Source organism: Sphingorhabdus sp. (assembly GCF_044354325.1).
Classification (GTDB): Bacteria; Pseudomonadota; Alphaproteobacteria; order Sphingomonadales; family Sphingomonadaceae; genus Sphingorhabdus_B.
In genome coordinates, this window is the sequence record NZ_JBILAF010000019.1 from 1 (window position 1) to 25,719 (window position 25,719).

General features: G+C 55.6%; 25 protein-coding genes and 2 tRNA genes. 10 read left to right on the forward strand and 17 right to left on the reverse strand.

The window, feature by feature from the left end; translation table 11 throughout:
* On the reverse strand, positions 1 to 945 hold a 945-nt coding region (locus ACIQ0G_RS03195; protein WP_397576670.1), incomplete at its 3' end, for a 1-deoxy-D-xylulose-5-phosphate synthase N-terminal domain-containing protein.
* A 222-nt stretch (positions 946 to 1,167) separates the two neighbouring features.
* On the opposite strand from ACIQ0G_RS03195, the gene ACIQ0G_RS03200 reads away from it, so the two are divergent.
* The 4 genes from ACIQ0G_RS03200 to ACIQ0G_RS03215 all read left to right on the forward strand — a co-directional run bounded on the left by ACIQ0G_RS03200 (position 1,168) and on the right by ACIQ0G_RS03215 (position 2,691).
* On the forward strand, positions 1,168 to 1,353 hold the full coding sequence (locus tag ACIQ0G_RS03200; protein WP_397576671.1) for a hypothetical protein: 186 nt from the start codon (positions 1,168 to 1,170) through the stop codon (positions 1,351 to 1,353).
* A complete protein-coding gene (locus tag ACIQ0G_RS03205; RefSeq protein ID WP_397576672.1) occupies positions 1,353 to 1,673 on the forward strand; it encodes a cell division protein ZapA in 321 nt (106 codons plus the stop codon). Before ACIQ0G_RS03200 ends, ACIQ0G_RS03205 begins: the two co-directional genes overlap by 1 nt.
* A 224-nt stretch (positions 1,674 to 1,897) precedes the next feature.
* Positions 1,898 to 2,458 (forward strand): 5-formyltetrahydrofolate cyclo-ligase, encoded by a 561-nt coding sequence (locus tag ACIQ0G_RS03210; protein ID WP_397576689.1) that lies wholly within the window; start codon positions 1,898 to 1,900, stop codon positions 2,456 to 2,458.
* Complete coding sequence (locus ACIQ0G_RS03215) at positions 2,455 to 2,691, forward strand: DUF2842 domain-containing protein (protein ID WP_324476457.1); 237 nt, start codon at positions 2,455 to 2,457, stop codon at positions 2,689 to 2,691. Before ACIQ0G_RS03210 ends, ACIQ0G_RS03215 begins: the two co-directional genes overlap by 4 nt.
* A 12-nt stretch (positions 2,692 to 2,703) precedes the next feature.
* Here the strand turns inward: ACIQ0G_RS03215 and ACIQ0G_RS03220 are convergent.
* From ACIQ0G_RS03220 to thyA, 5 genes are all read right to left on the reverse strand, one after another.
* Positions 2,704 to 2,780, reverse strand: a tRNA-Asp gene (locus ACIQ0G_RS03220).
* A 129-nt stretch (positions 2,781 to 2,909) separates the two neighbouring features.
* Entirely contained in the window at positions 2,910 to 4,169 is a 1,260-nt protein-coding gene (locus ACIQ0G_RS03225; RefSeq protein ID WP_397576673.1) for a dihydrolipoamide acetyltransferase family protein, read from the reverse strand.
* A 4-nt stretch (positions 4,170 to 4,173) separates the two neighbouring features.
* Entirely contained in the window at positions 4,174 to 5,202 is a 1,029-nt protein-coding gene (locus ACIQ0G_RS03230; protein WP_397576674.1) for an alpha-ketoacid dehydrogenase subunit beta, read from the reverse strand.
* Positions 5,202 to 6,488, reverse strand: a complete 1,287-nt coding sequence (locus tag ACIQ0G_RS03235) for a thiamine pyrophosphate-dependent enzyme (RefSeq protein WP_397576675.1) — start codon at positions 6,486 to 6,488, stop codon at positions 5,202 to 5,204. Before ACIQ0G_RS03235 ends, ACIQ0G_RS03230 begins: the two co-directional genes overlap by 1 nt.
* A gap of 109 nt (positions 6,489 to 6,597) precedes the next feature.
* Positions 6,598 to 7,530 (reverse strand): thymidylate synthase, encoded by a 933-nt coding sequence (gene thyA, locus ACIQ0G_RS03240; protein WP_397576676.1) that lies wholly within the window; start codon positions 7,528 to 7,530, stop codon positions 6,598 to 6,600.
* Between the two features lie 139 nt (positions 7,531 to 7,669).
* On the opposite strand from thyA, the gene ACIQ0G_RS03245 reads away from it, so the two are divergent.
* The 4 genes from ACIQ0G_RS03245 (at position 7,670) to ACIQ0G_RS03260 (ending at position 13,733) form a co-directional block, all read left to right on the forward strand.
* Positions 7,670 to 9,811, forward strand: coding sequence for a putative bifunctional diguanylate cyclase/phosphodiesterase (locus tag ACIQ0G_RS03245; protein WP_397576677.1), 2,142 nt, complete (start codon positions 7,670 to 7,672; stop codon positions 9,809 to 9,811).
* Between the two features lie 8 nt (positions 9,812 to 9,819).
* Complete coding sequence (locus ACIQ0G_RS03250; protein ID WP_397576678.1) at positions 9,820 to 10,752, forward strand: response regulator; 933 nt, start codon at positions 9,820 to 9,822, stop codon at positions 10,750 to 10,752.
* 313 nt (positions 10,753 to 11,065) lie between these two features.
* A complete protein-coding gene (katG, locus tag ACIQ0G_RS03255; RefSeq protein WP_397576679.1) occupies positions 11,066 to 13,279 on the forward strand; it encodes a catalase/peroxidase HPI in 2,214 nt (737 codons plus the stop codon).
* 76 nt (positions 13,280 to 13,355) lie between these two features.
* Positions 13,356 to 13,733, forward strand: coding sequence for a c-type cytochrome (locus ACIQ0G_RS03260; protein WP_397576680.1), 378 nt, complete (start codon positions 13,356 to 13,358; stop codon positions 13,731 to 13,733).
* Between the two features lie 43 nt (positions 13,734 to 13,776).
* Here ACIQ0G_RS03260 and ACIQ0G_RS03265 read toward each other — a convergent pair whose 3' ends face one another.
* On the reverse strand, positions 13,777 to 15,450 hold the full coding sequence (locus ACIQ0G_RS03265; RefSeq protein ID WP_397576681.1) for a M20/M25/M40 family metallo-hydrolase: 1,674 nt from the start codon (positions 15,448 to 15,450) through the stop codon (positions 13,777 to 13,779).
* A gap of 127 nt (positions 15,451 to 15,577) precedes the next feature.
* A tRNA-Ser gene (locus ACIQ0G_RS03270) sits at positions 15,578 to 15,667 on the reverse strand.
* A 132-nt stretch (positions 15,668 to 15,799) separates the two neighbouring features.
* Between ACIQ0G_RS03270 and hspQ the strand changes: the two genes are divergently transcribed.
* The gene (gene hspQ, locus ACIQ0G_RS03275) at positions 15,800 to 16,150 is read left to right on the forward strand and encodes a heat shock protein HspQ (protein ID WP_183940539.1); all 351 of its coding nucleotides are present in this window, start codon (positions 15,800 to 15,802) and stop codon (positions 16,148 to 16,150) included.
* Here the strand turns inward: hspQ and ACIQ0G_RS03280 are convergent.
* The 6 genes from ACIQ0G_RS03280 to ACIQ0G_RS03305 all read right to left on the reverse strand — a co-directional run bounded on the left by ACIQ0G_RS03280 (position 16,144) and on the right by ACIQ0G_RS03305 (position 21,637).
* Positions 16,144 to 17,160: an SO2930 family diheme c-type cytochrome gene (locus ACIQ0G_RS03280; RefSeq protein WP_397576682.1), complete on the reverse strand. Its 1,017-nt coding sequence runs from the start codon at positions 17,158 to 17,160 to the stop codon at positions 16,144 to 16,146. The two genes, hspQ and ACIQ0G_RS03280, sit on opposite strands and share 7 nt — an antisense overlap.
* The gene (locus tag ACIQ0G_RS03285) at positions 17,160 to 18,365 is read right to left on the reverse strand and encodes a parallel beta-helix domain-containing protein (RefSeq protein WP_397576683.1); all 1,206 of its coding nucleotides are present in this window, start codon (positions 18,363 to 18,365) and stop codon (positions 17,160 to 17,162) included. The genes ACIQ0G_RS03280 and ACIQ0G_RS03285 overlap by 1 nt, the downstream gene beginning before the upstream one ends.
* Before the next feature lie 165 nt (positions 18,366 to 18,530).
* Entirely contained in the window at positions 18,531 to 19,913 is a 1,383-nt protein-coding gene (locus tag ACIQ0G_RS03290; RefSeq protein ID WP_397576690.1) for an NAD(P)(+) transhydrogenase (Re/Si-specific) subunit beta, read from the reverse strand.
* A gap of 31 nt (positions 19,914 to 19,944) precedes the next feature.
* A complete protein-coding gene (locus tag ACIQ0G_RS03295; RefSeq protein WP_183940531.1) occupies positions 19,945 to 20,226 on the reverse strand; it encodes an NAD(P) transhydrogenase subunit alpha in 282 nt (93 codons plus the stop codon).
* 145 nt (positions 20,227 to 20,371) lie between these two features.
* Positions 20,372 to 21,502, reverse strand: a complete 1,131-nt coding sequence (locus tag ACIQ0G_RS03300) for an NAD(P) transhydrogenase subunit alpha (protein ID WP_397576684.1) — start codon at positions 21,500 to 21,502, stop codon at positions 20,372 to 20,374.
* A complete protein-coding gene (locus ACIQ0G_RS03305; RefSeq protein WP_395628427.1) occupies positions 21,503 to 21,637 on the reverse strand; it encodes an aa3-type cytochrome c oxidase subunit IV in 135 nt (44 codons plus the stop codon).
* 154 nt (positions 21,638 to 21,791) lie between these two features.
* Between ACIQ0G_RS03305 and ACIQ0G_RS03310 the strand changes: the two genes are divergently transcribed.
* Entirely contained in the window at positions 21,792 to 23,219 is a 1,428-nt protein-coding gene (locus tag ACIQ0G_RS03310; RefSeq protein ID WP_397576685.1) for a sigma-54-dependent transcriptional regulator, read from the forward strand.
* On the opposite strand, the gene ACIQ0G_RS03315 is transcribed toward ACIQ0G_RS03310, so the two are convergent.
* From ACIQ0G_RS03315 to ACIQ0G_RS03325, 3 genes are all read right to left on the reverse strand, one after another.
* Positions 23,216 to 23,635, reverse strand: a complete 420-nt coding sequence (locus ACIQ0G_RS03315) for a DUF2177 family protein (protein WP_397576686.1) — start codon at positions 23,633 to 23,635, stop codon at positions 23,216 to 23,218. The two genes, ACIQ0G_RS03310 and ACIQ0G_RS03315, sit on opposite strands and share 4 nt — an antisense overlap.
* A 74-nt stretch (positions 23,636 to 23,709) precedes the next feature.
* The gene (folP, locus tag ACIQ0G_RS03320) at positions 23,710 to 24,801 is read right to left on the reverse strand and encodes a dihydropteroate synthase (RefSeq protein ID WP_397576687.1); all 1,092 of its coding nucleotides are present in this window, start codon (positions 24,799 to 24,801) and stop codon (positions 23,710 to 23,712) included.
* Positions 24,798 to 25,719 (reverse strand): site-specific DNA-methyltransferase (locus tag ACIQ0G_RS03325; protein ID WP_397576688.1); only part of this gene is annotated, 922 nt, incomplete at its 5' end. The genes folP and ACIQ0G_RS03325, both read right to left, overlap by 4 nt.

Consider the following 25,719-nt stretch of genomic DNA (forward strand, 5'->3'; position numbering starts at 1 on the left):
TGCATGCGTTGAAGCCGCAAGCCGTTTTGCCCACTGCGCATGGGCGTCAGCACCTGCCTGACCGGTTGCGCGCCACGCGTCCAGAATATCGGCAGGAATTTCAAACGCCGGATAGGGCCAGTTAATTGCAGCCCGCGTCGCGACGATCTCGTCTGCACCCAATGGGCTACCATGCGGCGCTTTTGTGCCTTCCTTATTTGGGGAGCCCTTACCGATTAGCGTCCGGCAGGCAATCAACGATGGACGATTATCTGCAAGCGAAGCCTTAATCGCGCGCTCTATGTCGTTGAAATCATGGCCATCACATGCCTCAACATGCCATCCGCTTGCACGATAGCGTGCGGCGACGTCTTCACTGGTCGACAAGTCAGTCGCACCATCGATGGTGATGCGGTTATCGTCCCAGAATACGATCAAACGGCCGAGACCCAAATGTCCGGCAAGCCCGATCGCTTCATGATTGATGCCTTCCATCAGGCAACCGTCGCCCGCGACGACCCATGTCCGGTGGTCAACCAAATCGTCGCCAAAACGCGCATTCAGGTGCCGTTCTGCAACAGCCATGCCCACTGCCATGGCAAGCCCCTGCCCCAGCGGACCTGTGGTGCATTCAACGCCATCAATCAAAAAATTCTCTGGATGGCCAGCACATGGGCTACCCAACTGACGGAAATTTTTAATGTCTTCGATGCTCGGGCTTGCATAGCCCGTGAGATACAGGGTCGCGTAAGCGAACATTGATCCGTGCCCAGCGGACAGCACGAAACGGTCACGATCGGCCCAATCAGGCGCTTTTGGATCAAATTTCAGGAACTTCGAATAGAGTACCGTTGCGACATCGGCCATGCCCATCGGCATGCCGGGATGGCCGCTATTTGCGGCCTGTACAGCATCCATGGCCAGCGCCCGGATTGCATTGGCCATTTGCTGTTCAGTAACGGTCATGTTCTATCCCCACAAAATACTCCTGATTGGGAGCGGGAGGCGGGCGCATACAACATATGCGATACCGCCGAGTCGTTTGGTGCCAACCCTTTGCGGACGCAAGCGCGCAGCGTCAAGGGACGGGCGCGCATTTCCTGCGGGGAATCTGCCATCCATTGTGCTTTGATGCATTTGCATGACATCTTTAGTCTGTTACACCGTCTCATCAAAAGGATGTAAGCCATGGCAGATGAACGATTAATTGTTGCGATTGGCCGCATAGAGCGCGCGCTTTCACGGGTGGAAAAGCTGGCAAAGGCGCCAGCGAACGCGCCTGACGCCGAACTGGCGGATCGCCATGAACGCCTCAAGAAAGAGACGTTGGACGCCATTCGCGGCATCGACCAATTATTATCAGGAGCCAATTGATGGCTGAAGTAAAACTTTCCATCGCTGGCCGCCAATACTCCGTGGCGTGCAATGACGGCGAAGAAACGCGGTTGCTGGCCTTGGGCGCAATGGTTGATGAAAAGGCGCGGGAAGCTGGCGGCGGCTCAGGCGGCCTAAATGAAACCCGCAGCCTTTTGTTTTCGGCGCTACTGCTGGCCGACCGCCTGCATGACATGGCGAGTGGAACGCCGGTTGTTACGGATAGTGCTCCGGCAGTCGACAAATCGTCACAAGTCGCCGAAGCTTTAGAAGGCTTGGCCAGCAGACTAGAAAATCTGGCACTAAGGCTTGAGAATTAACTTTAGACGCCTATATTAAACATGGCGGAACTGCCCGGTACGAGCTGATGAGAACATCCCTGAGGCGATTATTTATCTAAGGGAGCTGTCCCTGCCTGGGCCATTTGGGCAACCTTAAGGTCCAGATCACACGGTGCCCACCTGACGTGCTGGCGTCAGAGGATATTCCGGAAAACGACCCATGGTGGTTCCGCCAACCGATTTCGGGAAATGCTGTGACTTCAATGTTAGACAAACCAACACAGCGCGCCGCGTTTCGGCAAATTCGCGATTCGTACGTCAATGGTTTGACGGCACAGGACCGATCGCTGGCCTTTTCTAAAATCCCCAGCCCCTTAGCCAAATTTTTAATGCCCGGTAAAATAGTGGCGGGCTATGTCGCAAAGGGATCTGAAGTCGATCCCGCGGCGATCCTTGCACAAGCGCATGCCATGGGCTGCGACCTTGCCCTGCCCTATGTAACCAGCAAAAGCGCACCCATGCGGTTTTTACGCTGGTCGCCCTATGACGACCTTGTCCCCGGCGCATTCGGCCTTCTGCAGCCTGCTGAGACGGCCCCTGAGTGTAAACCCGATATAGTTCTTGTTCCCATGCTGGCCTATGACGACAGGCTCATCCGGCTTGGCCAGGGTGCGGGGCATTATGACCGCGCACTCAGCGTGCTGGATGATTCCATCGCCATCGGCCTTGCCTGGTCGGTTCAATTCACCTCTGTACTCGCATCGGACATCTGGGACGTCCCGCTCGATGCCGTGCTGACAGAAAAATCCTGGATAACATTATGAATGGACCACAGAAGCAACCGACATGGCGTAAGCCCGCGGGCATGCTGGCAATATTGCTGATTATTCTGGTTTGGGCGGTGCTGATTGTCAGCGCGTCTGAATTCATCGGCCAACTGCACATATTATTGCAGAGCGTCATTTATTTGATCGCCGGCGTGATCTGGATTGCGCCAATGCGGCCACTGATGATCTGGATGGAAACAGGATCGTTCCGCGCACCACCTACAACCTGATTTTCAGGGAAGTGGCGCGAGTGACGGGGCTCGAACCCGCGACCTCCGGCGTGACAGGCCGGCGCTCTAACCAACTGAGCTACACCCGCTAACTTGCGGTGGGGGCGCACTATAAGCGGCGCAAGATTCTGTCAACGGCATTTGTCGTAAAAGGTCGTTTTCGGGCAAATGAATTCCAAGCCCGGCCTTTTCACCACCAGCATCTCGACGTACAAATTTTAATCGGCAAATAGCAAAACGGGCGTTTCCATAAGCTTTTTCAACGCCTGAACATAATTGGCCGCATCCCAACCGTCGACAACACGATGGTCGCAGCTGATCGACAGGTTCATCAATTTACGTGCCTCGATTGTGTCGCCGACAAACATCGGACGCTCGACAATCTTGTTGGGCCCGATAATCGCGACTTCAGGTCGGTTGATGACAGGCGTGGTCGCAATGCCGCCCAAGGGGCCAAGTGACGTCACTGTAAGCGTGGAGCCCGACAGCTCCTCACTTTTCGCTGCGCCGCTCCGCGCAGCGTCGGCAAGGCGCGCAATTTCCGTTGCAAGCTGCCAGATATTTCTGTCCTGCGCATCGCGGATGACAGGGACCATTAACCCGGCATCGGTTTGGGTTGCCATGCCCAAATGCACAGCGCCATGAAGCGTCACCACGCCATTTTCGTCGTCATAGCGGGCGTTGATCATCGGGAATTGCGGTATGGTCTTGCAGATCGCGACGATAAGCAATGGGAGCATCGTCAGCTTCGGCCTTGCGCCGCGATTGGCGTTTAGGTCGGCGCGCATCGCTTCAATCGCGGTGACGTCAATTTCTTCGACATAAGTAAAATGCGGGATGTGGCGCTTTGACGCGGCCATATTGTCCGCGATACGTCGGCGCATTCCGATGACTTTGACATTTTCGTCGTCACGGCGCGCGCTGATATGTGATGCGCGATAGCCCTGCCCGCTTCCATAGGCCAAAAAAGCGTCGAGATCTGCGTGCCGGACATGCCCACCTGCCGCCTTGACGTCAGTCAACTCTACGCCGAGTTCCTTGGCACGTTGGCGCACTGCAGGCGACGCCGTAATCTTATGGTCGGCGCTTATGCTGGGTGACTGGGCCGGCGCAGCGGAAGGTCTTTCCTGCACGACCGCTGGTTCAGTAGCGACTGGCTCAGGCGCATGTGGCAGCTCGTCTTCGACCGTGGCAACCGCTTCTACCTGTACCGTGCGTTCCCCCTGACTGACGTCAGTCGCGGTTTCAATCTCCACCAACATGGATCCGATGGCGATGACATCGCCCGCCTCGCCAGCAACCTTAGTCACGACGCCCGCCACCGGGCTTTCCATTTCGACGGTTGCTTTGTCCGTCATCATGTCCGCCAAAGGCTGGTCTTCAGAAATCTTGTCGCCAACCTTTACATGCCATGCAACGATTTCCGCCTCGGCTATGCCTTCACCAATATCCGGTAAGTTAAATGTGAATATGGGCATAAAGTCAGTCCTTCATGATCTTGTCAAATGCGCGGGCGAGGCGCACGGGGCCGGGGAAATATGCCCATTCAAGGCTGTGTGGATATGGCGTATCAAATCCTGTCACGCGCTCAATTGGTGCCTCCAGATGATAGAAGCACCGTTCCTGCACCTGCGCAGCCAATTCCGCGCCAAAGCCGCTGGTACGCGTCGCTTCATGCACAACCATACAGCGGCCCGTTTTCTTGACCGATGCCTCAATGGTTTCGATGTCCAGTGGCAGCAATGTCCGCAGATCGATGATTTCGGCGTCAATGCCATGCTCGGCGACAACGGCTTTCACAACATGCACCATCGTTCCGTAGGTCAGGACGGTGACAGCCTCCCCTTCCCGCACAACAGCAGCCTTGCCTAAGTCGATGCGATAATAGCCTTCTGGAACGGCGCTGCCGTCATGTTTGGACCATGGTTCGACCGGACGGTCATAATAGCCGCTGAAGGGGCCATTATAGATCCGCTTGGGTTCAAAAAACACGACGGGGTCATTGTCTTCGATCGCGGCAATCAGCAGCCCCTTGGCATCATAAGGTGTCGCGGGAATAACCGTCTTAATCCCGCAGACATGCGTGAACAGGCTTTCGGGGCTTTGGCTATGCGTCTGGCCGCCAAATATACCGCCGCCAAAGGGCGAACGCACGGTCATGGGACAAATAAAGTCATTGGCGGAACGATAGCGCATGCGCGCGGCCTCACTGACCAACTGGTCGAGACCGGGGTAGATGTAATCGGCAAACTGAATCTCGGGCACTGGACGCAGGCCATAAGCCGCCATGCCGACGCCAACGCCGATGATCCCGCACTCGCTGATGGGCGTATCAAAAACCCGGGTTTTGCCATGCTTTTTCTGAAGCCCCGCAGTTGCGCGGAACACGCCGCCGAAATAGCCGACGTCTTCGCCCATGATGACAACTTCGGGGTCTTTCGCCAGCATCACGTCGAGTGCGCTATTGATTGCCTCAATCATGTTCATCGTTTTGGTGGCAGGCTCAGACATCAGCGCGCCTCCCATTCAGGGCCAAATTTGTCGCGTTGTTCTTCCAACATCTGTTCGCATTGTTCTTTCAAATGCCATGGCATTTCTTCGAACACATCTTCGAACATGCTTTCCATTGGGTGATGCAGGCCGTGGCCTAAAATCCCGTTCTGCTCCGCCTCTTTCTGGGACGCCTTTACGAAATCCGACAGTTCCAGAATGAGCGCCTCATGCTGTTCGTCACTCCATGCACCGATCGCTACCAAATGGTCCTTAAGGCGCGTCACAGGGTCGCCCAGCGGCCACAGGGCATATTCCTCCGCCGCACGGTACGCGCCGGGGTCATCCGACGTCGAATGCCCTTCGCCGCGATAGGTGAAATATTCGATCAATGTTGGCCCACCATTGGTGCGCGCGCGGTTGGCCGCCCATTGCATAGCGGCGAAGACGGCCAGCGCATCATTGCCGTCCACGCGCAGTCCAGCGATGCCATAACCAATGGCACGTGCGGCGAACGTTGTCCGCTCACTCCCCGCAAAACCGGAGAATGACGAAATCGCCCACTGGTTGTTCACGACCTGAAAGATAACCGGCGCATTATATACGGCGGCAAATGTCAGCGCGCTGTGGAAGTCACCTTCCGCGGTCGACCCATCACCACACCAAACGGCCGAGATGCGCGTATCGGCGCGCGATGCAGAAGCCATGGCCCAGCCTACTGCCTGTGGGTATTGCGTTGTCAGGTTGCCCGAAATACTGAAGAACCCGTAATCCTTGGCGGAGTACATGATGGGCAGCTGGCGTCCCTTCAGACGATCGCCACTGTTCGAATAAATCTGGTTCATCATATCAACCAGCGGATAATCTCGCGTAATCAGAATGCCTTGCTGGCGATAGCTTGGAAAACACATGTCATCCGAATGCAGCGCCATCGTAGTTGCAACCGACGTCGCTTCTTCGCCGAAAGACTTCATATAGAAACTGGTTTTGCCCTGCCGCTGTGCCCGGAACATGCGGTCATCAAAGGCGCGCAATAGCAACATCTTGCGCAGCATGGCGCGCAGCGTATCTGCATCGAGCCCGGGGTTCCAACTGCCAACGGCGCGATTATCATCGCCCAAGACGCGGACAAGACCATAAGCGAGCGCATGTATGTCCGCCGGGCTGGCGTGCTCATCGGGGCGCGAGATTGCGTCAACCTCAGGGACAATGATGTCGCTAAAATCGGCCTTATCGCCCGGACGGAACTTGGGTTCCGGCACATGCAGATGAAGCGGCGCGAGATTGTCCTTGATACCGTGCACCATCACCATCTCCGCAGTTACGTACCCGAAACGACTCAGGTAGTTTATTATCTACGGTTGTTATAATATTTCAAATGAGTGTTTAGGTCAATATAGCTGTCCTAATGCGCAATTAGACCGCAACAGGCGCAGAGATGTGGGATTGCGGATGATAATCCGACACTTCAAAATCATCGATGCGGAAGTCAAAAATGCTGTCGGGCGTGCGCAAAAGCTTTAGCTTGGGGTTGCCAGACGGCGTGCGGCTCAACTGCTCCTCAACCAAAGGTGCATGGTTCAGATATAAATGCACGTCGCCACCCTGCCAGATCAGCTCGCCCGCCTTATACCCACAGACCGCAGCGAGCATCCGCGTCAACAAAGCAGCAGAAAATGCATTGAACGCAAATCCCAATCCAAGGTCGCACGAACGCTGAAACAATATGCAGCTCAAGACATTGTCCGCGACATGGAACTGGTAAGTCTTGTGGCAAGGCGGAAGCGCCATTTGGTCGAGCTCGGCAACATTCCAGCCTTCGATGATGTGGCGGCGCGACCCCGGGTTATTCTTCAAACTTTCAACCAGCAGACTGACCTGATCGATGCCCTTTTCGGCACGCCGGAATAGCCCGTTGTCGGTGGCCTCATAACGCGGCCAGTTGACCCATTGCGCGCCATAGACTGGCCCCAAATCGCCCCATTGCGCGGCAAAGGCATCATCTTCGACAATGCGCTGTTCAAATGCCTCTTGAGTGATCTCTTCGCCCGTTTCGCGCCGATATCGCGCCAAAGGCCAGTCGGACCAGATTTTGACATTCTGTTGAAGCAAGGGCTGGATATTTGTGTTGCCGGTCAAAAACCATAGCATCTCCCGCGCCGCTGTTTTCCAGTACACCCGCTTGGTGGTCAACAGCGGGATAGCATCGTCCGCCAGCGAAAAGCGCATGGTGGCGCCGAACAACGCTTTGGTGCCAACACCAGTCCGATCGCGCTGAACAGCACCCTCGGTCCAAATGCGGCGCATCAACGATAGATATTGCTCTTCATAATGTGGCGTGCTGTGCATGCCCCACTGCTAAGGCCAGCGCATGTTTTTGGCAACTGTCGGAATCCAAACACCTTCGGTCAGGTGCACGGGCTAATAGCCCGCGAAATACGAATAGCGGTTTAACCATTCCTTGAGGTTATGCCGATACCGCCGTGCCATGCATGCGCGCATTGTCATTGTAGACGACAGATCGACCAACTTACGCATTTACGCGCAATATGTTGCGATGATGGGTCCGGAGTTCTCCGCGAAGTGTTTTCACAGCGCGATTGACGCTTTGCAATGGCTTGAGACCGAGACCGCAGACCTGCTTGTGGTCGACTACCGCATGCCCGACATGAACGGTGCGGAATTTATCAGCAAAATCCGTTCACGTACTGTTGGCGCGCATATTCCTGCGATCATCATTACGGCACGGCAAGACCGGGAATGCCGCATTACAGCGCTGGATGCCGGCGCGACCGACTTTTTGCAATCGCCCGTATCCCATATCGAATTTCGCGACCGCGCATTATTGCTCTTGGGCCAGCACTATCGGCAGCAAGAGCTCAAGCAATCGCTTGAGGCCAATCGGACAGGCGCAGATAGCACGGACGGCGATGATAAAGGCGGCAAGTCGATGCTGGAGCAAATCATCGACACGACGCCGATTTTGATCAACGCGACGGACCGAAACGGTAAATTCCTGTTTTTAAATTCCTATCAGGCAGCGCTGTTCGGTCGCGACCCCGATCAACTGGTCGGCCGTCCCATTTCGGACATCATGGAACGCGAATTGCTTGAACGCGAAACGCGCAGGAATAGCGTCATTTTAGAAACGGGAAACTCGCTACCTAATTTCGAAGAAAAATATGTAAGTGAAGGCATTGATCTGATTTTTCACTGCAACAAATCACCGCTGCGGAACAAAGATAACCAGATCATAGGCGTCCTGACGACCGGCCTTGATATCACGGCGCGTAAATTTGCCGAAGAGCACCGGACGCATCTCGCCTTGCATGATATGCTCACGGGGCTTCCCAATCGCACATTACTTGCCCAATGGATGCGCACCGCTATCGATGAGAGCAAGGCAAGCGGCAAGGTTGCGGCGCTGTTGCTGCTCGACCTCGACCGATTTAAAGTCATAAACGATACGCGCGGGCACCAGACAGGCGATGTTTTGCTGCGTCAAGTCGCTGAACGTCTTACCTCCGCCCTGGACAGCAATGGCTTTGCCGCGCGCATCGGCGGGGACGAATTCGCCATTGTTCTTCAAAATCTGGAGGACAACAGTAGCGCCGCAGCCGTGTGCACCAAGCTGCTCGCAACAATCGGTGATCCCTATATGATAGGCGGGGTTGAGCAGCTCATCGGTGGCAGCATTGGTATCGCGCTTATTCCCGAAGATGGTACCTCCCCCGACGAACTGCTGCGTCTGGCGGACCTTGCCATGTATGAGGCCAAATCCTCTGGCCGAAATTGCTTCTGCTTTTTTTCCCCGCACATGAACCACATCGCGCAATTGAATGCAGGCATCGAGAGCGACCTGCGTGACGCGCTCATCAGCGATCAATTGTTCCTGGAATATCAGCCGATCGTCGATACAGCGTCAGGCGATTATGTAGGCCTTGAGGCTCTATTGCGTTGGAACCATCCGGTCAGGGGACGTTTGTACCCGTCCGATTTTATCAAAGTGGCCAATGACTCCGGCTTAATTGGCCGTATCGGCACATGGGTCATTGAAGCCGTGTGCAAACAGATTGCGTTGTTTGCCGAAGAAGGCATTGATCTACCACATATAGCCGTCAACGTATCGCCCAAGCAGTTTGAATATGCCGCCATGTGTTCCGAAATACTCGATCTGGCCGCGAAATATGCCATTCCACCCGGCAAGCTGGCGATTGAAATTACCGAAGAGCTGTTAATTGACAACAGCCCAAAGGTGCGCGAGCAATTGGCAACTTTACGCGCGGGCGGCATTCAAATTTCGATCGACGATTTTGGCACGGGCTATTCATCACTTCAATATTTGCGAGACCTGCCGGCCACCCGTTTAAAAATTGACCAAACCTTCATCTCGCGGGTCGAAACGTCGGCAACGGATCGCGCCATCATCTCCACTATCGGCCATTTGGCCCATGCGCTGAATATGCGGGTCGTCGCAGAGGGCGTTGAGACAGAGGCACAGTTCACGCTGCTACGCGCTTCCGGTTGCGATGAGGTTCAAGGATATCTGATGGGGCGTCCGCTTTCTGTCCATAACCTCCATCGTCTTTTTAAGGACGGTGCCCAGCCATTCAGGCTAGCGGCAAAATGAGGTCCTTTGTGAGAAAGCTGCGCGGTGATGTAACGCCTGAACAGGATATCCTGCGCAACCGAACCGCAATAGGCAGTACGCACCGCGTCGAAATACCATCGGCCACGCGCTACACGCCCAAACGTGTATTGGTGGCGGATGACAACCGGACGAACCGAAATGTCCTAGCCGCCATTTTGGAAGCTGCTGGCCATATAGTTGTCATGGTCACGGACGGCGACGAAGCGCTTGAGGAAATGAAAAAGGGTGGCATCGATATATTGCTGATCGACGTGAACATGCCGCGACTTAACGGCATCGACACCTGTTCCATATGGCGTAAGCGTGAAGGCGGACGAAACCACCTGCCGATCATCGGCGTAACAGCCGATGCAACCTCAGAAACGGAGATCAAGTGCCGAAACGCCGGAATGGATATGCGCATCACTAAGCCAGTAGATGCGCAAATACTTCTCACCACCATCGAGAAATATTGCTGCGTCGACACGAATGGGCCGTTAATTCAGCAGGCATTGCCAATCGATCCATTGCATAAAGTCGTACCCATCTTTGGAGATGTTCCATCCGCGGACGCGCCAATCGACGAAGTTCAAATCCAGTATCTTCTGTCTATCGGAGATCAGGCATTCTTGAATACGATGATTGAAGGCTTTGTCGAGGATGTCGAACAAACGCTGGGTCCCTTGCGTAAAGCGGTTGCGGACGGCGATGTTTCCGAATTCCGCTTCTGCGCACATGCATTCAAAAGTTCCGGCAACAACATGGGCGCCCGTTCACTGTCGCGGCTATGTGCGCAGCTTGAAAAAGTCAGTGAAGCCGACTTCTTGGAACATCGATTTTCCTATCTTCAGGAAATGGAACAGGAAGCCGCAACGGCGGTCGATGCCCTTAAGTCAGATGTGTATTTCACGCCAAATGGCGTCACTGCACAGGCGGGCTAACGCTCCGAAGGCCACGCTGCATCGGACAGCGACATCGCTATTTTGACCGAAGACGATCCGCCGCGGGCCAATAAACGGCGGGCTCAGCCGCCAAACTCTGCGGATTACGTATGTTATAATCGAAAATATCCGGCCCGCGTTCGCGGTCTTCTATAAAAAATGTCCCAACCCTTCTCGGGTTGTCGCTTCTGGTCGCTATCATCAACGCAATCGATTATTGTGACCAATCAATCTCGTTGGGCTTGGCGATGCATCGCCAGTAACTGCACGATACACCCATGCGGTGTCCACGGTTAAACGGGAGAAGAAATCCATGAAAATACGCAACATCGCCCTCGTCGCGTTGCTTGCCGCCACATCACCAGTGGCCCTCGCATCTGCGGCACATGCCGAAACGGCTGAACCAAAAGCGGAATGGTGGCCAAAGAAGGTCGACTTGACTGCGCTGCGCCAAAATGAAGCGCGCGCGAACCCTTATGGTGACGACTTCAACTATGCTGCTGAATTCGCCACACTCGACCTTGACGCCGTCAAGGCAGACATTCGCAAAGTCCTAAAAACATCGCAGCCTTGGTGGCCATCTGACTATGGCCATTATGGCCCGTTCTTCATCCGCATGGCATGGCACAGCGCCGGCACCTATCGCACCGGCGATGGTCGCGGTGGATCTGACGGCGGCGAAATGCGCTTTGAACCACTTAATTCTTGGCCAGATAACGTAAACCTCGACAAGGCACGCCGCTTGGTATGGCCAATCAAGCAAAAATACGGCCGTAAACTTTCATGGGGCGACCTGATGGTTCTCTCCGGAAATGTGGCCATGGAAGACATGGGCTTCAAAACCCTTGGCTTTGCTGGCGGTCGCGTCGACACATGGCAGCCTGATCTTGTGTTCTGGGGCCCCGAAACCAAATTGCTGACGGACCAACGCCGCGACGCAAAGGGCAATTTGAAGGGCCCGTTGGCAGCAACGCAGATGGGTCTGATCTACGTCAACCCAGAAGGTCCAAACGGCGTTCCTGACCCCCTCGCCGCGGCTCAAGACATCCGCCGCGCATTTGGCGCGATGGCGATGAACGACGCCGAAACGGCTGCGCTGATCGCAGGTGGCCACACCTTTGGAAAAGCACATGGTGCAAAGAAGCCAGAAGAGTGCGTTGCCGGTGACCCCGGCGTGGCGCCAATTGAACAGCAAGGGTTGGGCTGGACCAACAAATGCGGCAAAGGCCATTCGGAAGATACGATTTCCAGCGGCCTTGAAGGTGCGTGGACGTCCAACCCAATCGCGTTCACCACGCAGTATCTGGACAATCTTTACGGTTTTGAATGGGTAAAGACGAAAAGCCCTGCTGGCGCCGTACAGTGGATCCCGACCGATCCATCGGCCGCGAACATGGTTCCAGATGCACATCGTCCTGACGTTCGTCATGCACCAATCATGTTCACAACCGACATTGCATTGCGTGAAGACCCCGGATTCCGGAAGATTACCAAGCGCTGGCAGAAAAATCCGCAAGAGTTCGCGGACGCATTTGCTCAGGCATGGTTCAAGCTCACCCACCGCGACATGGGGCCGCAAGCCCGTTACCTTGGTAAGGACGCGCCAAAAGTGACCTTGAAGTGGCAGGACCCGCTACCAAAGGCCAATTATGCCCCTATCGGTGCGGAGGATATCGTTCAGTTGAAGGCCAGCATTTTGACTTCAGGCATAACGACCGCTGAACTTGTGCGGACAGCATGGGCATCGGCATCAACCTTCCGTTCAACCGATATGCGTGGCGGAGCCAATGGTGGCCGTCTGCGTCTTGCGCCGCAGAAGGATTGGGCCGTCAATGACCCTGCCGAAGTCAGCAAGGTTGTGGCCAAGCTTGAAACCGTCCGCACCGCGTTCAACAAGGGCGCAAAAGGCGGTCAGCAGGTCAGCATCGCTGACTTGATCGTGCTGGGCGGCAATGCCGCCATCGAACAAGCTGCCAAGGCCGCTGGGCAGGACGTCACCGTTCCGTTCAAGGCGGGACGGGTCGACGCAGGACAGGACCAAACCGATGTGGAATCGTTCAACCAGCTGCAACCAAAAGCCGACGGTTTCCGTAACTATTTTGCATCAGATTCCTATTTTGGTCCAACAGAAGCGCTGATCGACAAGGCGGACTTGCTTGGCCTGACTGTTGCAGAAACGACCGTATTGGTCGGCGGTATGCGCGTTCTGGGTGCGAATGCGGGCGGTTCGACTGCCGGTGTCTTCACCAGCAAGCCAGGCACGCTGACCAACGACTTCTTTACCAATCTGCTGTCGATGGACACAGTATGGGCGAAGTCGGCGACGAATGCTGGCCTGTATGAAGGCAAAGACCGGGCAACCGGTGCGGCCAAGTGGACCGCAACACCGGTCGACCTGGTTTTCGGGTCGAATGCCGAGCTGCGTGCCGTCGCCGAAGTATATGCTTCGGATGATGCGAAAGAAAAGTTCGTGACCGATTTCATCGCGGCATGGACAAAGGTCATGGACGCAGATCGCTTCCAATAACCCAAATTGAAGGCGACGGCGGGTCATCCTGCCGTCGCCTTTTTCCTATCTACCAACTTAACTGGTGAGGCTAAGCGTGCGCTATTTCCCGCTATCGGTGGCTCTTGCCGCGTTTCCCATATTTTTGGCGGCAACCCCGCTATTTAGTCCGGCGGCGGCGCAGCAAGCACGCCCACCCGCATTTGCGGTATGCGCTGGCTGCCATTCGACACAGGCCGGAAAGACAGCCTTTGGCCCCAGCCTAGCCGGCGTCAGCGGCCGCCGCGCTGGCACCCTTGCAGGATATGCCTACAGCCCCGCACTCAAGGCGTCTGGACTAACGTGGAACGCCAAAACATTAGACCGGTGGTTAACTGACCCGAAGAAGACGGTGCCAGGCACCAAAATGCCCTTTATCGGCATTCAAGACCGCAAAGCGCGTGAACAGGTCGTCACCTATCTGCTGACTTTATGATGTTGTGACGGCGCAAAGATGACTGTACGAAGCAAGCCGCCGTTCACTGCTTGCTATCGGAGTAAACGGCTCGGGTCGCGGCAGGCGCGTCCAGTAAAACCCACAATGAAACGGACGCTGCCCCTAGCAAGGCGAGCACGGCTATCATCCGTGCCTTTCGAACCTCGATACCGGACCAAAGTGGTAGTGTCGATAAAACGGCCAATGCCAGTGGTAACGCTGCGACGAACGGAAGCGTCGGCCCCACCCCTTGCATCAACTGGTGACCCAGCGCCAACATGTAGCCTCCGACCAGTGCCGCAATACCAATCCGCACGGCAGAATGCCGCACCCAAAGGGTAATGGTGACGAGCAGCATTGGTAGAACCAGCACATAAGCTGCCGTCGGCGCCAAGGCTTGCGCGGCAAGGCACATGATAAACAGTGGTAGCGCCGAACCTACGACACCGACGCGACTTGGTCGCCAGCTGGCAAAAGCCGTGAGAAACGCCGCCAGCGAACCCAACACCGCCATAACCTCTAGCCGTGGGATTGCGGCCAAGCGGTCATAATAATTGGCGGGCTCGAGCCCAAGGGATAAGCGGTTAAGCGCGAAGAGTATCGCTGCGCTTGCAACGATCAGCGCCAACATACGTCCAACACCCGCGGCTAAACCGGCTGTTCCGTCTTGCCGCAAGACCAGGCCCATTCCGCCCGCCGCGATGATTATCATTCCCCAACCAAGCCAAGCGGGATAGATCGCCGTGAACAACCCGAATACGTCAAAAAACACGGTATCAGGCGCCCTTTGGGGAAGCCTGTCTGTTTTTAGGAGCGCTTGCGTTAGATCGAGAACCTGTCCACCCATGTCCTGTAATGCGCCTTGATCAAGGTTGTTTGGCGTCGCCATTGGTGAATGGTAGAGGCCGGATCGCCCGATAAAGGCAAAGTTATAGGCGGCGTAATCATGCTTGATGACAGGTGTCAGATCGGAATCATTGGGTAGGAGCGCGTAAATGAACGCAGCAAGTGAAGATGCACCAGGGCGACGGACCGCATCGGCGTAAACCTGCATAGCTTCGCCATTCTGGTGTGACGTCTGAAACAGGGTCGTCCGTCCCCCGCCTCCGCGTGCTTCCATATTGATAACCGCGCCTGCGCTTTTGCGTAAAGGATGGTTCGCCCAGAATTGACGCGCGCCCTGTAGGCCAAGTTCTTCGCCATCGGTGACCAGCATGACCAGATCGCGTTCCTGCTGCCCGCGGGCGCGAATTGCGCGCACGACTTCCAAGCTTGCAGCGACACCCGATGCATCGTCTGCGGCGCCGGGCGAGCCCCAAACCGTATCATGGTGCGACATCAGGACGACTGACGGAGCGTTGCGATTTTTCCCGGGCAGAATGCCGATTAAATTGACCAAGGTGGCTGGTGGGTCATTGCGTCCGCTCCAATGATTGCGCCGTTTTGTTCCCTTGGCGTCGATGAGGCCCGTGCTGGTCGAAACTTCCATCCCGAGAGCTTCCATGCGGCGTAGGATATGATCGCGCACGACTGCGTTCTCCGCCGAACCAGTAACGTGCGGATGTTTTGCCATTGTCCTCACATCCGCCATAGCCCGAGTGGCAGAGAAGCTTCGCAGCGGTGCATCACTGGGCGTTGCCTCCGGCGGGGTCGTCGCAAAAATCGCCAACAGTACCGCGGCAAGCAGCGCCATCAGTATCGGACCAAACCTCTTCATGCGCACCCCTCCCGGTTAAAAAGCCTACGGCACACCCCGGTCTCCTTGGGTCGGACAGGCTTTATGACTTCGTGTAAGTGGTGAGACCAAATGCACGTTTTGTCAAAACATAAGGGCAAGCAAAAAATGGCGGAGAGATAGGGATTCGAACCCTAGGTACCGTCACCGGCACGCCGCATTTCGAGTGCGGTGCTTTCGACCACTCAGCCATCTCTCCGCAAATCATTAGGACTGGTCATTGCCGGTAAACCGGAGCGTCCTGATGACAGAGCGGGGCCATTAACTGATGTTTTTCGCTTTGCCAAGACTGAAGGTTGATTTGCACGGCATTAGGCATGATATAAGTTGCATGACGTCACAAATTCCCCTTCCTGAACAAGCTGAAGCTGCATTTTCCATCGGTGATGTGGTCCGCCACCGCATTTTTGACTTTCGCGGCGTCGTTTTCGACATCGATCCCGTGTTCGCCAATAGCGACGAATGGTATGAATCGATACCCGAACCCATTCGGCCGATCAAAAATCAGCCATTTTATCACCTGTTCGCGGAAAATGCCGAAAGCAGCTATATCGCTTATGTCAGCCAGCAAAATTTGCTGCCAGACCGCGAACAAGGGCCAGTCAGTCACCCCGGCATCGGCGCGGTGTTTGAAGGTTGGGATGGCAACCAGTATAAGTTAAAGCGCTTAATGCGTCAGTGAGTATTGGACGGCATGGCTGCTATCCATTGTCGCAACAACTCCACGCCTTCTTCATGCACCGTTGAGCGCCCAAGCTCTGGCATCGCGATGCCCGGATCAGTGCTTTCCATGCGCTTTATCAAAATGGACTGGTCGGGCTGACCGGGTGCGATGATAAAATCAAGATCGCCGCTTGCCCTGCCCGCCGCGACCGGCCTTTTGCCGATGCCGAGCGCTGCAGCGCCCGTTGCAGAACCATCCAAAAACAGGCCGCTATTACTTGCGGAGCCTTGGGGTGCATGACAGTGGCCGCAATTCACCTTCAGATATTGTCGCGCCCTGTCGTCCAATGACCCCGTGCGGCTATCATTCCATTTCGGGTATGGCTGAAGCCGCGCCAGCGCTGGTGCGGCCTTTACGATAGCGCGTGCGTCGGCCGCCCGGGGAAACGCCATATTTTGCCATACCGGGCCTATCGGCATGATATTTCCTGCTGCCGAATGGCATTGCTTGCACCGGTTTTTGTTGGGCACGCTATAATTTACCGACAGGTCATTGCCGCCATGGACGAACGTGACGGGCACCCTGGTGCCGCCAACGCGCAAATCTGCATCTTTACCATCCGCGCGCCACACATAGGGCAAGGCAACCCAGCCCTGCGCCTGATGCAACAGGACCCGGGTTTCAATGACGTTCAGTCCGCCAGACTGGGCAGGATAACCGAAGCTTTTGATAAGTGCGCTACCGACGGGGAAGATCAGTTTGCCATCTGCATCCGCACCAATTTTGTTCCCCTCGGGCACATAGATGAAGCGTTGTTTTGCGGCATAATCGCTGAACAGCGGGGTGCGCAGTTCATAAGGTATCAGCCGGGGTGATGGCCGTGCTGCGCCGCCGTCGAAAAATCCAAAGGCAGATAAAGTCGCCGGATTTTGCGGACCCGCGATGGCAATAGCTGCCGGATCATCCGACGCAGCCGACGTTGCCACGGCGGCTGCAAAAGCCAGCACAAACGGCAAGACCAAACGCATTAGCGGATGGCAGCTTCCATTGCTTCAGGTAGCACAATCGTAGGCAAACCGGCAGGCCGCGATGTTGCGCGGGCCAATGGTGCCGGTTGCGCCATTGCGGTGTCGGCAGCCACATCTTTCAGCCCAAGCGATAACGCGGGGACGTCGTCCTGAATGATCGGTGTATATTCGGAGCCACCAGCGCCATCCCAGAATATCGCGGGGAAGCTTCCGCCCATGGCGGCTGCAATTTCGGCGCCGCCGCGAAATTTGGGGTCCCACCCCGCCCGGCTATGCTGGTTGTCCCAGATGCTTACCTCGCGCGGCAACGGGTCATATTTGGGATCCTGAAAAGGAAAACGATAGCCAACGATCATGATGTTGGTCGTGCCGTTTTCACCAATGACATTGTCAAAGATTTCGACCCTGCGGTTGGCCATTACCATGACGCCCGTTCCGGTCGGAACGTTGGCCACAATATTCCCCTTCGGCGCAAAATTCGGGGTCATGTTGTTGACGATGATATTGTCAAATATCCGGACATTATGTCCGCCCATTTGCGGCAGATTAGGTAGGTCGAACACCAAAACGCCGCCCGTGTTACGGGTCGCGATATTATCATGAACATCTGCGTCAAAGCTGTTTTCGATTTCAATTCCCGCGACATTTTCAACCGCCGTTGAATGGCGCACCACGATATTGCGCGACTGTCCGACATAAATGCCCGCATCCGAGGCGCCGCGCACAAATACCGAGTCAATCAGGACATCTTTGCTTTCGACGGGATAAATCCCATATGCGCCATTGGTGGCCAAGGGTCCGCCCGTCCATTCCACGCGCAATTTGTGATAGACGATGCGGTCCGCACCCTTTGACTTGATGCCATCGCCCTTGCTGTTCTCCACGGCAAAGTCTTTCAGCACAACGTCATCGGAAGTTACCAACAATCCCTCGCCTGCGCCCTGCTGACCGGAGAAATCAAGGATAGTTACTGAACCACCCTGCCCTTTTACCGTCACCTTGTTGACGTCAAGCGAGAGCCCGTCAGACAGCTTGAACCGCCCGGCGGCAAGCTCAACAACGTCACCCGGCTCCGCAGCTATCAGCGCCTCTTGCAAACGCTCTTGTGCGCCTTCACCGGGCGAGACGGCGATAGTCTTTGCCGAAGCAGGTTGAACGAGCGCGCAAAATGCAGCGCCAACGAATAGCAGCTCTCTTATCCTCATCGGCGTAACATGCCTTAGAGAATGATAAATGCAAGCGAGATTAGGCGTGGCTGCCCAATATCCAATCAACGCCAGTTTACGCAAATTCGTTTCCCCTGACGTGAAACGAAAACCGCCCCGAGATTGCTCCGGGGCGGTCTTTGTTCGTCGATAGCGTGAAGTGACCTAGTGCTGCAAGGCCTTGACGATGTCTTCGCACATCTTCTTGGCATCCGCGAGAAGCATCATTGTTTGGTCCATGTAGAACACGTCATTGTCGACGCCGGCATAGCCCACGCCGCCCATTGAGCGTTTCACAAAGAACACGGTCTTTGCCTTGTCGACATCAAAAACCGGCATGCCATAAATCGGCGATGTTTTGTCGGTTTTCGCCGCGGGGTTCACAACGTCATTTGCACCGATGATGAACGCAACATCGGTTTGCGCAAATTCGCTGTTAATGTCCTCAAGCTCGAATACCTCATCATAAGGCACCTGTGCTTCGGCCAGCAAAACGTTCATGTGCCCGGGCATGCGTCCTGCGACCGGGTGGATGGCATATTTCACCGAAACGCCCTGCTTCTTGAGCACATCGGCCATTTCGCGAAGGATATGCTGCGCCTGCGCAACCGCCATGCCGTAACCCGGTACGATGATGACGCTTTCGGCCTGCTGCATCATATAGGCAGCATCTTCGGCCGAACCGCGCTTCCACGGACGCTGTTCTTTCGCAGGGCCACCGGTAGCGGCAGCCTCTGCACCAAAGCCACCCGCGATAACGCTTATGAAGCTACGGTTCATGGCCTTGCACATGATGTACGACAAAATCGCGCCAGACGAGCCCACCAGCGCGCCGGTGATGATCATTGCTGTATTGTGCAGCGTGAAGCCCATGGCCGCCGCCGCCCAGCCTGAATAGCTGTTGAGCATCGATACCACGACGGGCATGTCCGCGCCGCCGATTGGAATGATGAGCAAGAAGCCGATCACAAATGCGAGTGCCGTGATCGTCCAGAATATCCACGGGCTTTGATCAACCGTAAAATAGGCAATGAGACCCAAGATCGCCGCCAGCGTACCCAGATTGATCACATGCCGCATAGGCAACATGATTGGCGCACCGGACATTTTGCCCGCGAGTTTAAGAAAAGCGATTACCGATCCGGAGAAGGTAATAGCACCGATCGCGATGCCAAGGCCCATTTCAACGCGGCTGACGGGGTTTATCAGGCCGTCCGCGCCATTGATGCCAAAAGCTTCAGGGTTCAGAAACGCGGCAGCGGCAACAAGCACTGCGGCCATACCGACAAGGCTGTGAAACGCGGCAACCAGTTGCGGCATGTCCGTCATCGCAATCTTGCGCGCCGTCACCCAACCGATGCCGCCACCGATAAAGATCGCGCCCAAAATTTCGGGCAATGACGCAACTTCATGCGTAACCAACGTTGTCACAACGGCAATCAGCATCCCGGCCATTCCGAAACGGTTACCCTGCTGTGATGTCGCTGGTGAAGAAAGCCCGCGTAACGCAAGAATGAAAAAGACGCCCGATATCAAATACGCGAGCATCACCCATGCGGGAGGAGCAGCATGTTCCAACTTAACGCTCCTTTTTCTTGTACATTGCGAGCATGCGCGCGGTCACCGCAAAGCCACCGAATATGTTCACGCTTGCCAGCGCAACCGCAATCAGACCCAGCCATTTTGCGGTCGGCGAACCACCCGCTGCCGACGCGATCAGCGCGCCCACAATGATGACCGATGAAATTGCGTTCGTAACCGCCATCAACGGCGTGTGCAGTGCCGGTGTAACCGACCAAACGACATAATAGCCCACGAAACACGCCATCACGAAGATGGATAAAATTGAAATAAAGTCCATTATTGCCGCTCCCATGAAGCAATCGCGTCGGCAGCATTATCGCGCATCGCCATGTCTTTGCCGACTGAATATCCAAACACCACCACCACAGCCAGCGCGATCCACCAACGATTGCGCGACGCTACTTCCCTGACATCACTTCCATTCATGTAAGTAGGCGATCATTCACGACCTTGCCATCTTTGGTCAGGCGAATGGCTGCGGTAATTTCGTCGTCATCAGGCAGAACGGGCCTACCCGCTTCCTTATCCCAAAACGCGGATAGGAAGTTGTACAAATTGCGAGAAAACAGTGCCGATGCATCCGCGGCCAAATGCGCTGGTGTATTGGAATAGCCGACAATTTTAACGCCGTGCTTAACGACGATCTCGTCGGGCTTTGAACCTTCGACATTGCCACCTTGGGCAACGGCGAGGTCAAATATCACCGAGCCCGGCTTCATCGTCGCAATCTGCGCATCCGAAATAAGACGCGGTGCAGGACACCCCGGAATTAACGCGGTCGTAATAACAATATCTTGCTTGGCGATATGTGCGGAAACCAGCTCGGCCTGCGCCGCCTTATACTCGTCGGACATTTCCGTGGCATATCCACCAGCACCCTCACCTTCGATACCGGCAACATTCTCAACGAAGATTGCCTTGGCACCGAGCGATTCGATCTGTTCTTTCGTCGCGGAACGTACGTCGGTCGCTGAAACCTGCGCACCTAAGCGACGCGCTGTTGCAATGGCCTGAAGCCCGGCAACGCCAACGCCCATGATGAACGCCTTTGCGGCACTTACGGTGCCAGCAGCGGTCATCATCATTGGAAAGGCGCGGCCATATATAGACGCAGCTTCGATCACAGCCTTGTAACCCGACAGGTTCGACTGCGACGACAAAATGTCCATCGACTGTGCGCGCGTGATGCGCGGCATGAATTCCATGGCAAGCGCATCCACGCCAACCTTGGCATATGCATCAACGCGGGACCGCTGACCAAATGGGTCAAGTCCCGCAACGAGCCAAGCGCCCGCCTTCATGCCGACCAAGGCCTTGGGGTCAGGCCCTTGAACGCCAAGGATGATATCTGCGTCCTTCAGAACCGAAGACAGGCTTCCGACCGAAGCACCCGCGCCTTCATAATCGCTATTAGCAATTGAGGCCGAGGCCCCGGCGTCACTTTCGACAGAAACAGATGCTCCCAATGCGATGAATTTTTTCACCGTTTCAGGCGACGCGGAAACGCGCGTTTCGCCTGAAGCAGTCTCTTTAAGTACAGCGATCTTTACCACTTAAGCAGCGCGGCTAGCGATGATGAGGACCACCAAAGCGGTGACAACAACGGCAGCTACCGTGCCCCATTTGAACAATGCAATGAAACCGGCATAGGTTTCTTTTGCAGGTCCCAGGTCGTGATCTTGTGCCAAAACAGCCTCCATATAAACTTTTATTGCGCCGCAGCCTTAACTTGTGATTTTCCAATGCTCAAGCGGCATGGACAAAGAAAATACATACACTGCTTAATCGGGTCTTTACCCATTTGCCTTATCACGACTGCCAATAAACATTGGCGGACAGTGAATGCAGGAACGAGAAACCAGATTGTTGATGCTTGTCGACGATGAACCTGCCCAGTGCAGGCTGGTGTCGGCTATCGCATCACGCGCGGGATGGAGAACTGTTTTTGCACGTGATGCAGAAACCGCTATCGCGATGCTTGGTAGCCAAGATGGCATGATGCTGGACGCCATCATCTTGGACCAATGGGTCCCGGGATCGGATTCGGCGTCCCTTATTTCTGAACTCAAATCGCGACGCCCTGCGCTCCCGATTCTGTTGATGACCTCCATCGGGTCAAATGAAGCGGCCATCGATGCCATGCGCGCCGGTGCCTCTGACTATATCATCAAGCCCGTCGCCCCCGAACGCCTGATCGCCGCGCTCAGCATGGCTGCGGATAACAGCAATGCGTTGGGCGAGCTTCACCCGCTGACCGAGAAAATCACCCAACCATTGGCCTTCGAAGAGATCATCGGTTCCGCGCCAGCGTTACGCACAGCGCTTGCGATTGCCGCAAAGGCCGCACGCAGCCGTGCGCCGATCTTCATCGAAGGCGAGCATGGGGTTGGCAAAGAAGTCGTTGCCGACGCCATTCAAGCCGCAAGCCCGCGCGCGAAGCTTCCTTATCTAAAGGTCAATTGCGGCGCGATTGCATCCAATCTGCTCGACTCTTTATTGTTCGGGCATGAAAAAGACGCGTTCGCGGGTGCCTTTGACCGCCGCATCGGCATATTTCAGCAGGCTGAAGGCGGGACGGTGTTTCTGGATGAGGTGGATTTGCTGCCGCCTGAAACGCAGATCAGGCTGGTTCGCCTCCTCACCCAAGGTGAAATTTCCCCACTGGGTGCTGCGCATAGCTATCGCATTGATGTCCGCATTTTGTCGGCCAGCAACGCGTCATTGGCAAAAAAATTGGCGGACGGTCAATTTCGCGAAGACCTATATTATCGATTAAATGTTGTGCAGCTGACCATTCCGCCCTTGCGCGAACGGACGTCCGACATACCCGCACTCGCCCGTCATTTTCTCGGTCGAATGGCAAGCCAGCCCGGGCTTCGCAGCCTTGGCATCACCGATGAGGCACTGACGATGCTACGCGGATATGACTGGCCGGGCAATGTCCGGCAGCTGCAAAGCGCGCTGTTCCGCGCCGCGGTCCTGTGCGAACGCGATGCGCTTACGCCCGAGGAATTTCCCCAGATATCGGCGGCGGTTGGCGTTCCGGGAAATGGCGGATCGGGCGGCGCCGGTACCAATGACGGCATCGGCGTGACGCTGTACGAAAACGACGGGAACATGCGTCCGCTCGAAGAAATCGAAGCGGACGTTATCCGGCTGGCGATAGGGCATTATCGCGGCAGAATGACCGAAGTCGCCCGCCGCCTCGGCATTGGACGTTCGACCCTGTACCGTAAGCTCGCCGACCTTGGGATCAGCGACGCGGCTTAAGCGTTTTTGCCGAGCAACGCCTGTGTAATCCAAAATCCAGCAAGCGACGCCGAACCGGTCAGAAACGTGCCCCAGATGATGTCGAGTATGGTGACTTTGGTGCTCCACACTTTCAACGTGGCAAAGTTCGTCAGATCATAGGTCATATAGCAAAAGAAGCCGAGCATCGCGCCCCACAGCAAAGCCGTCTGCCATTTGCCCGAATGCAACGCAGGCCCCACGGCAAAGATCATCATGCCCAATATATATAAGATATAGAAAATGATCGCCGGCCCCATGCGGAAGCCGCCCTTCATCAGCAGCTCGCCAATCTCTGGCTGGTAAAGGCGCGTATACATATTGCGCAGCCAAATGCTGTCGATCATCGCGAACGCAAGCCCCGTGGCGACGTAACCAACTATATATTTCAAGAGCATATCGTTTTCTCCCTAAATCCGGTCCTTTTTACGCAACGGAAACCCCGTCAACAAGACCGCTAAATAACGGTAGCTTAGGCGCTCGCGGTCAACGCCGCATCGCGCATCCCGCGCCATACCTGCACGGCTTGAACCGTTTCAGCAGCATCATGCACGCGAATGATATGCGCGCCTTGTTCTACCGCCTTCATCGCCAGAAAAATGGACCCACCCAAACGGTGCTGCGCGTCCGCCTCATTGGACAGAGCGCCAATCAGCCGCTTTCTGCTCGCGCCGAACAATATCGCGCAGCCCAATCCATGGTAGACAGACAGATTGTTAATGATCGCGAGATTTTCGGTCAGCGACTTGCCAAAGCCAATGCCCGGATCGACGACTATTCTGTCGCGCTTTATACCCGCGGCTTCGACGTCGGCGATGCGTTGTTCAAGCCAGTCAAAAACGTCGCAAACCACATCGTCATAGACCGCGTTTTTATGCGGGTCACTGCTCTGGCTGGGTGCGTGCATCAGAACAACGGGAACACCGCTGACGCGCGCTACTTCAAGCGCCCTATCGTCATAGAGCAACGCAGAAATGTCGTTAATCATCGCCGCGCCAGCGCGAACTGCGCCCTCCATGACGGAGGCTTTACGCGTATCGATAGAAACCGCAGTCCCTGCACCGGACAACCTGCGGACGAGCGGTTCCACACGGGCAAGTTCATCGCCTTCCCACACCAATGGCGCGCCGGGGCGTGTGGATTCACCGCCAATGTCGATGATCGAAGCCCCCGCGCTCAACATCGCGAATGCAGCTTCGGCGGCCACGTCGACGTCAACATTCTTCCCACCGTCTGAGAAACTATCCGGCGTGGCGTTAATGATGCCCATCACGTGCGGCTGATCGAGCCTGATTGTCCGCGCCCCCATGTGCAGGGCTGGCCGGGTCGCAGTGATGCGCTCGAATAATATGGCCGCCTTTTGCTGTTCTTCATCTGGAAGTCCGGCAGCAAATGTGTCCCATTGGCGGACGGAGACCATCTGCCGCTCCGTTGATGATGCGGTTCGCCGGATAACTTCAAATTGCGAGAACCACAGCATATGGCCTGCAAGCCGCAAGCATTCACCTTCGTGCCGCTGGGGGCTTTCCACAAAGCCGGTGGGACGAAGATAGATTTTGTTCATGGTTCCGTGGCGAGCAAATAGGTCTGGCGCAAATCGTCAATCGGCTTCAAGGCGCCGTCGGCCGCAGCATAATGCCAGTACGTCCATCCATTGCAGCTTGGTGCATTTTGAATGGTGGAGCCAACCTTATGGATGGAACCATCAACGGCCCCGCACAGGATAGACCCGTCGGCGCGAACAACCGCCTCAAAATTACGCTTCCGGTCAAAGATTTTTGTGCCGGGGTTCAGATAACCCGCCTCAACCAACTGGCCAAAGGCGACCTTTGGTGCAGACTTTGGTGACTGCATGGTTTTGATGGCGCTTTCGTCCAACGGCAGTGCGGCCGCGATACGCTCTTCAGCGACTTCGCAGTAAACAGATTCGCGTTCGCAACCAATCCAGTCACGACCCAAACGGCGCGCCACGGCCCCTGTTGTCCCTGTGCCGAAAAACGGATCAAGCACGACGTCGCCCGGTTTCGTACAGGCGAGCAATATGAGGTATAGCAATGCCTCTGGCTTTTGCGTTGGGTGCGCCTTGGTACCATTGCGCTTCAACCGTTCTTGGCCGCCGCAAATGGGGATCAACCAGTCAGAACGCATCTGAAGTTCATCATTCAGCGTCTTCATTGCACGATAGTTGAATGTGTATTTCGACTTCTCGCTTTTCGATGCCCAGATCAATGTTTCATGGGCGTTAGTGAAGCGCGTACCTTTGAAATTCGGCATCGGGTTGGACTTGCGCCAGACGATATCGTTCAAAATCCAGTATCCGGCGTCTTGCACAGCGGTGCCGACGCGAAAAATATTGTGATAGCTGCCGATGACCCACAAGGAACCATCGGGTTTCAAAATGCGCCGCGCCTCGGCCAGCCATTCGCGGGTGAACTTGTCGTAAATGGCAAAGCTGGCAAACTTGTCCCACTCGTCATTTACG

Bases quoted from the DNA above. Each gene is read 5' to 3' on its own strand.
- ACIQ0G_RS03295 (WP_183940531.1), bottom strand. From the start codon at position 20,226: ATGGACTTTATTTCAATTTTATCCATCTTCGTGATGGCGTGTTTCGTG.
- thyA (WP_397576676.1), bottom strand. From the start codon at position 7,530: ATGCACAGCACGCCACATTATGAAGAGCAATATCTATCGTTGATGCGC.
- ACIQ0G_RS03200 (WP_397576671.1), top strand. From the start codon at position 1,168: ATGGCAGATGAACGATTAATTGTTGCGATTGGCCGCATAGAGCGCGCG.
- folP (WP_397576687.1), bottom strand. From the start codon at position 24,801: ATGAACAAAATCTATCTTCGTCCCACCGGCTTTGTGGAAAGCCCCCAG.
- ACIQ0G_RS03215 (WP_324476457.1), top strand. From the start codon at position 2,455: ATGAATGGACCACAGAAGCAACCGACATGGCGTAAGCCCGCGGGCATG.
- ACIQ0G_RS03230 (WP_397576674.1), bottom strand. From the start codon at position 5,202: ATGTCTGAGCCTGCCACCAAAACGATGAACATGATTGAGGCAATCAAT.
- ACIQ0G_RS03210 (WP_397576689.1), top strand. From the start codon at position 1,898: ATGTTAGACAAACCAACACAGCGCGCCGCGTTTCGGCAAATTCGCGAT.
- katG (WP_397576679.1), top strand. From the start codon at position 11,066: ATGAAAATACGCAACATCGCCCTCGTCGCGTTGCTTGCCGCCACATCA.
- ACIQ0G_RS03245 (WP_397576677.1), top strand. From the start codon at position 7,670: ATGCATGCGCGCATTGTCATTGTAGACGACAGATCGACCAACTTACGC.
- ACIQ0G_RS03280 (WP_397576682.1), bottom strand. From the start codon at position 17,160: ATGCGTTTGGTCTTGCCGTTTGTGCTGGCTTTTGCAGCCGCCGTGGCA.
- ACIQ0G_RS03285 (WP_397576683.1), bottom strand. From the start codon at position 18,365: ATGAGGATAAGAGAGCTGCTATTCGTTGGCGCTGCATTTTGCGCGCTC.
- ACIQ0G_RS03205 (WP_397576672.1), top strand. From the start codon at position 1,353: ATGGCTGAAGTAAAACTTTCCATCGCTGGCCGCCAATACTCCGTGGCG.
- hspQ (WP_183940539.1), top strand. From the start codon at position 15,800: ATGACGTCACAAATTCCCCTTCCTGAACAAGCTGAAGCTGCATTTTCC.
- ACIQ0G_RS03235 (WP_397576675.1), bottom strand. From the start codon at position 6,488: ATGGTGCACGGTATCAAGGACAATCTCGCGCCGCTTCATCTGCATGTG.
- ACIQ0G_RS03310 (WP_397576685.1), top strand. From the start codon at position 21,792: ATGCAGGAACGAGAAACCAGATTGTTGATGCTTGTCGACGATGAACCT.
- ACIQ0G_RS03315 (WP_397576686.1), bottom strand. From the start codon at position 23,635: ATGCTCTTGAAATATATAGTTGGTTACGTCGCCACGGGGCTTGCGTTC.
- ACIQ0G_RS03290 (WP_397576690.1), bottom strand. From the start codon at position 19,913: ATGCTCGCGTATTTGATATCGGGCGTCTTTTTCATTCTTGCGTTACGC.
- ACIQ0G_RS03225 (WP_397576673.1), bottom strand. From the start codon at position 4,169: ATGCCCATATTCACATTTAACTTACCGGATATTGGTGAAGGCATAGCC.
- ACIQ0G_RS03265 (WP_397576681.1), bottom strand. From the start codon at position 15,450: ATGAAGAGGTTTGGTCCGATACTGATGGCGCTGCTTGCCGCGGTACTG.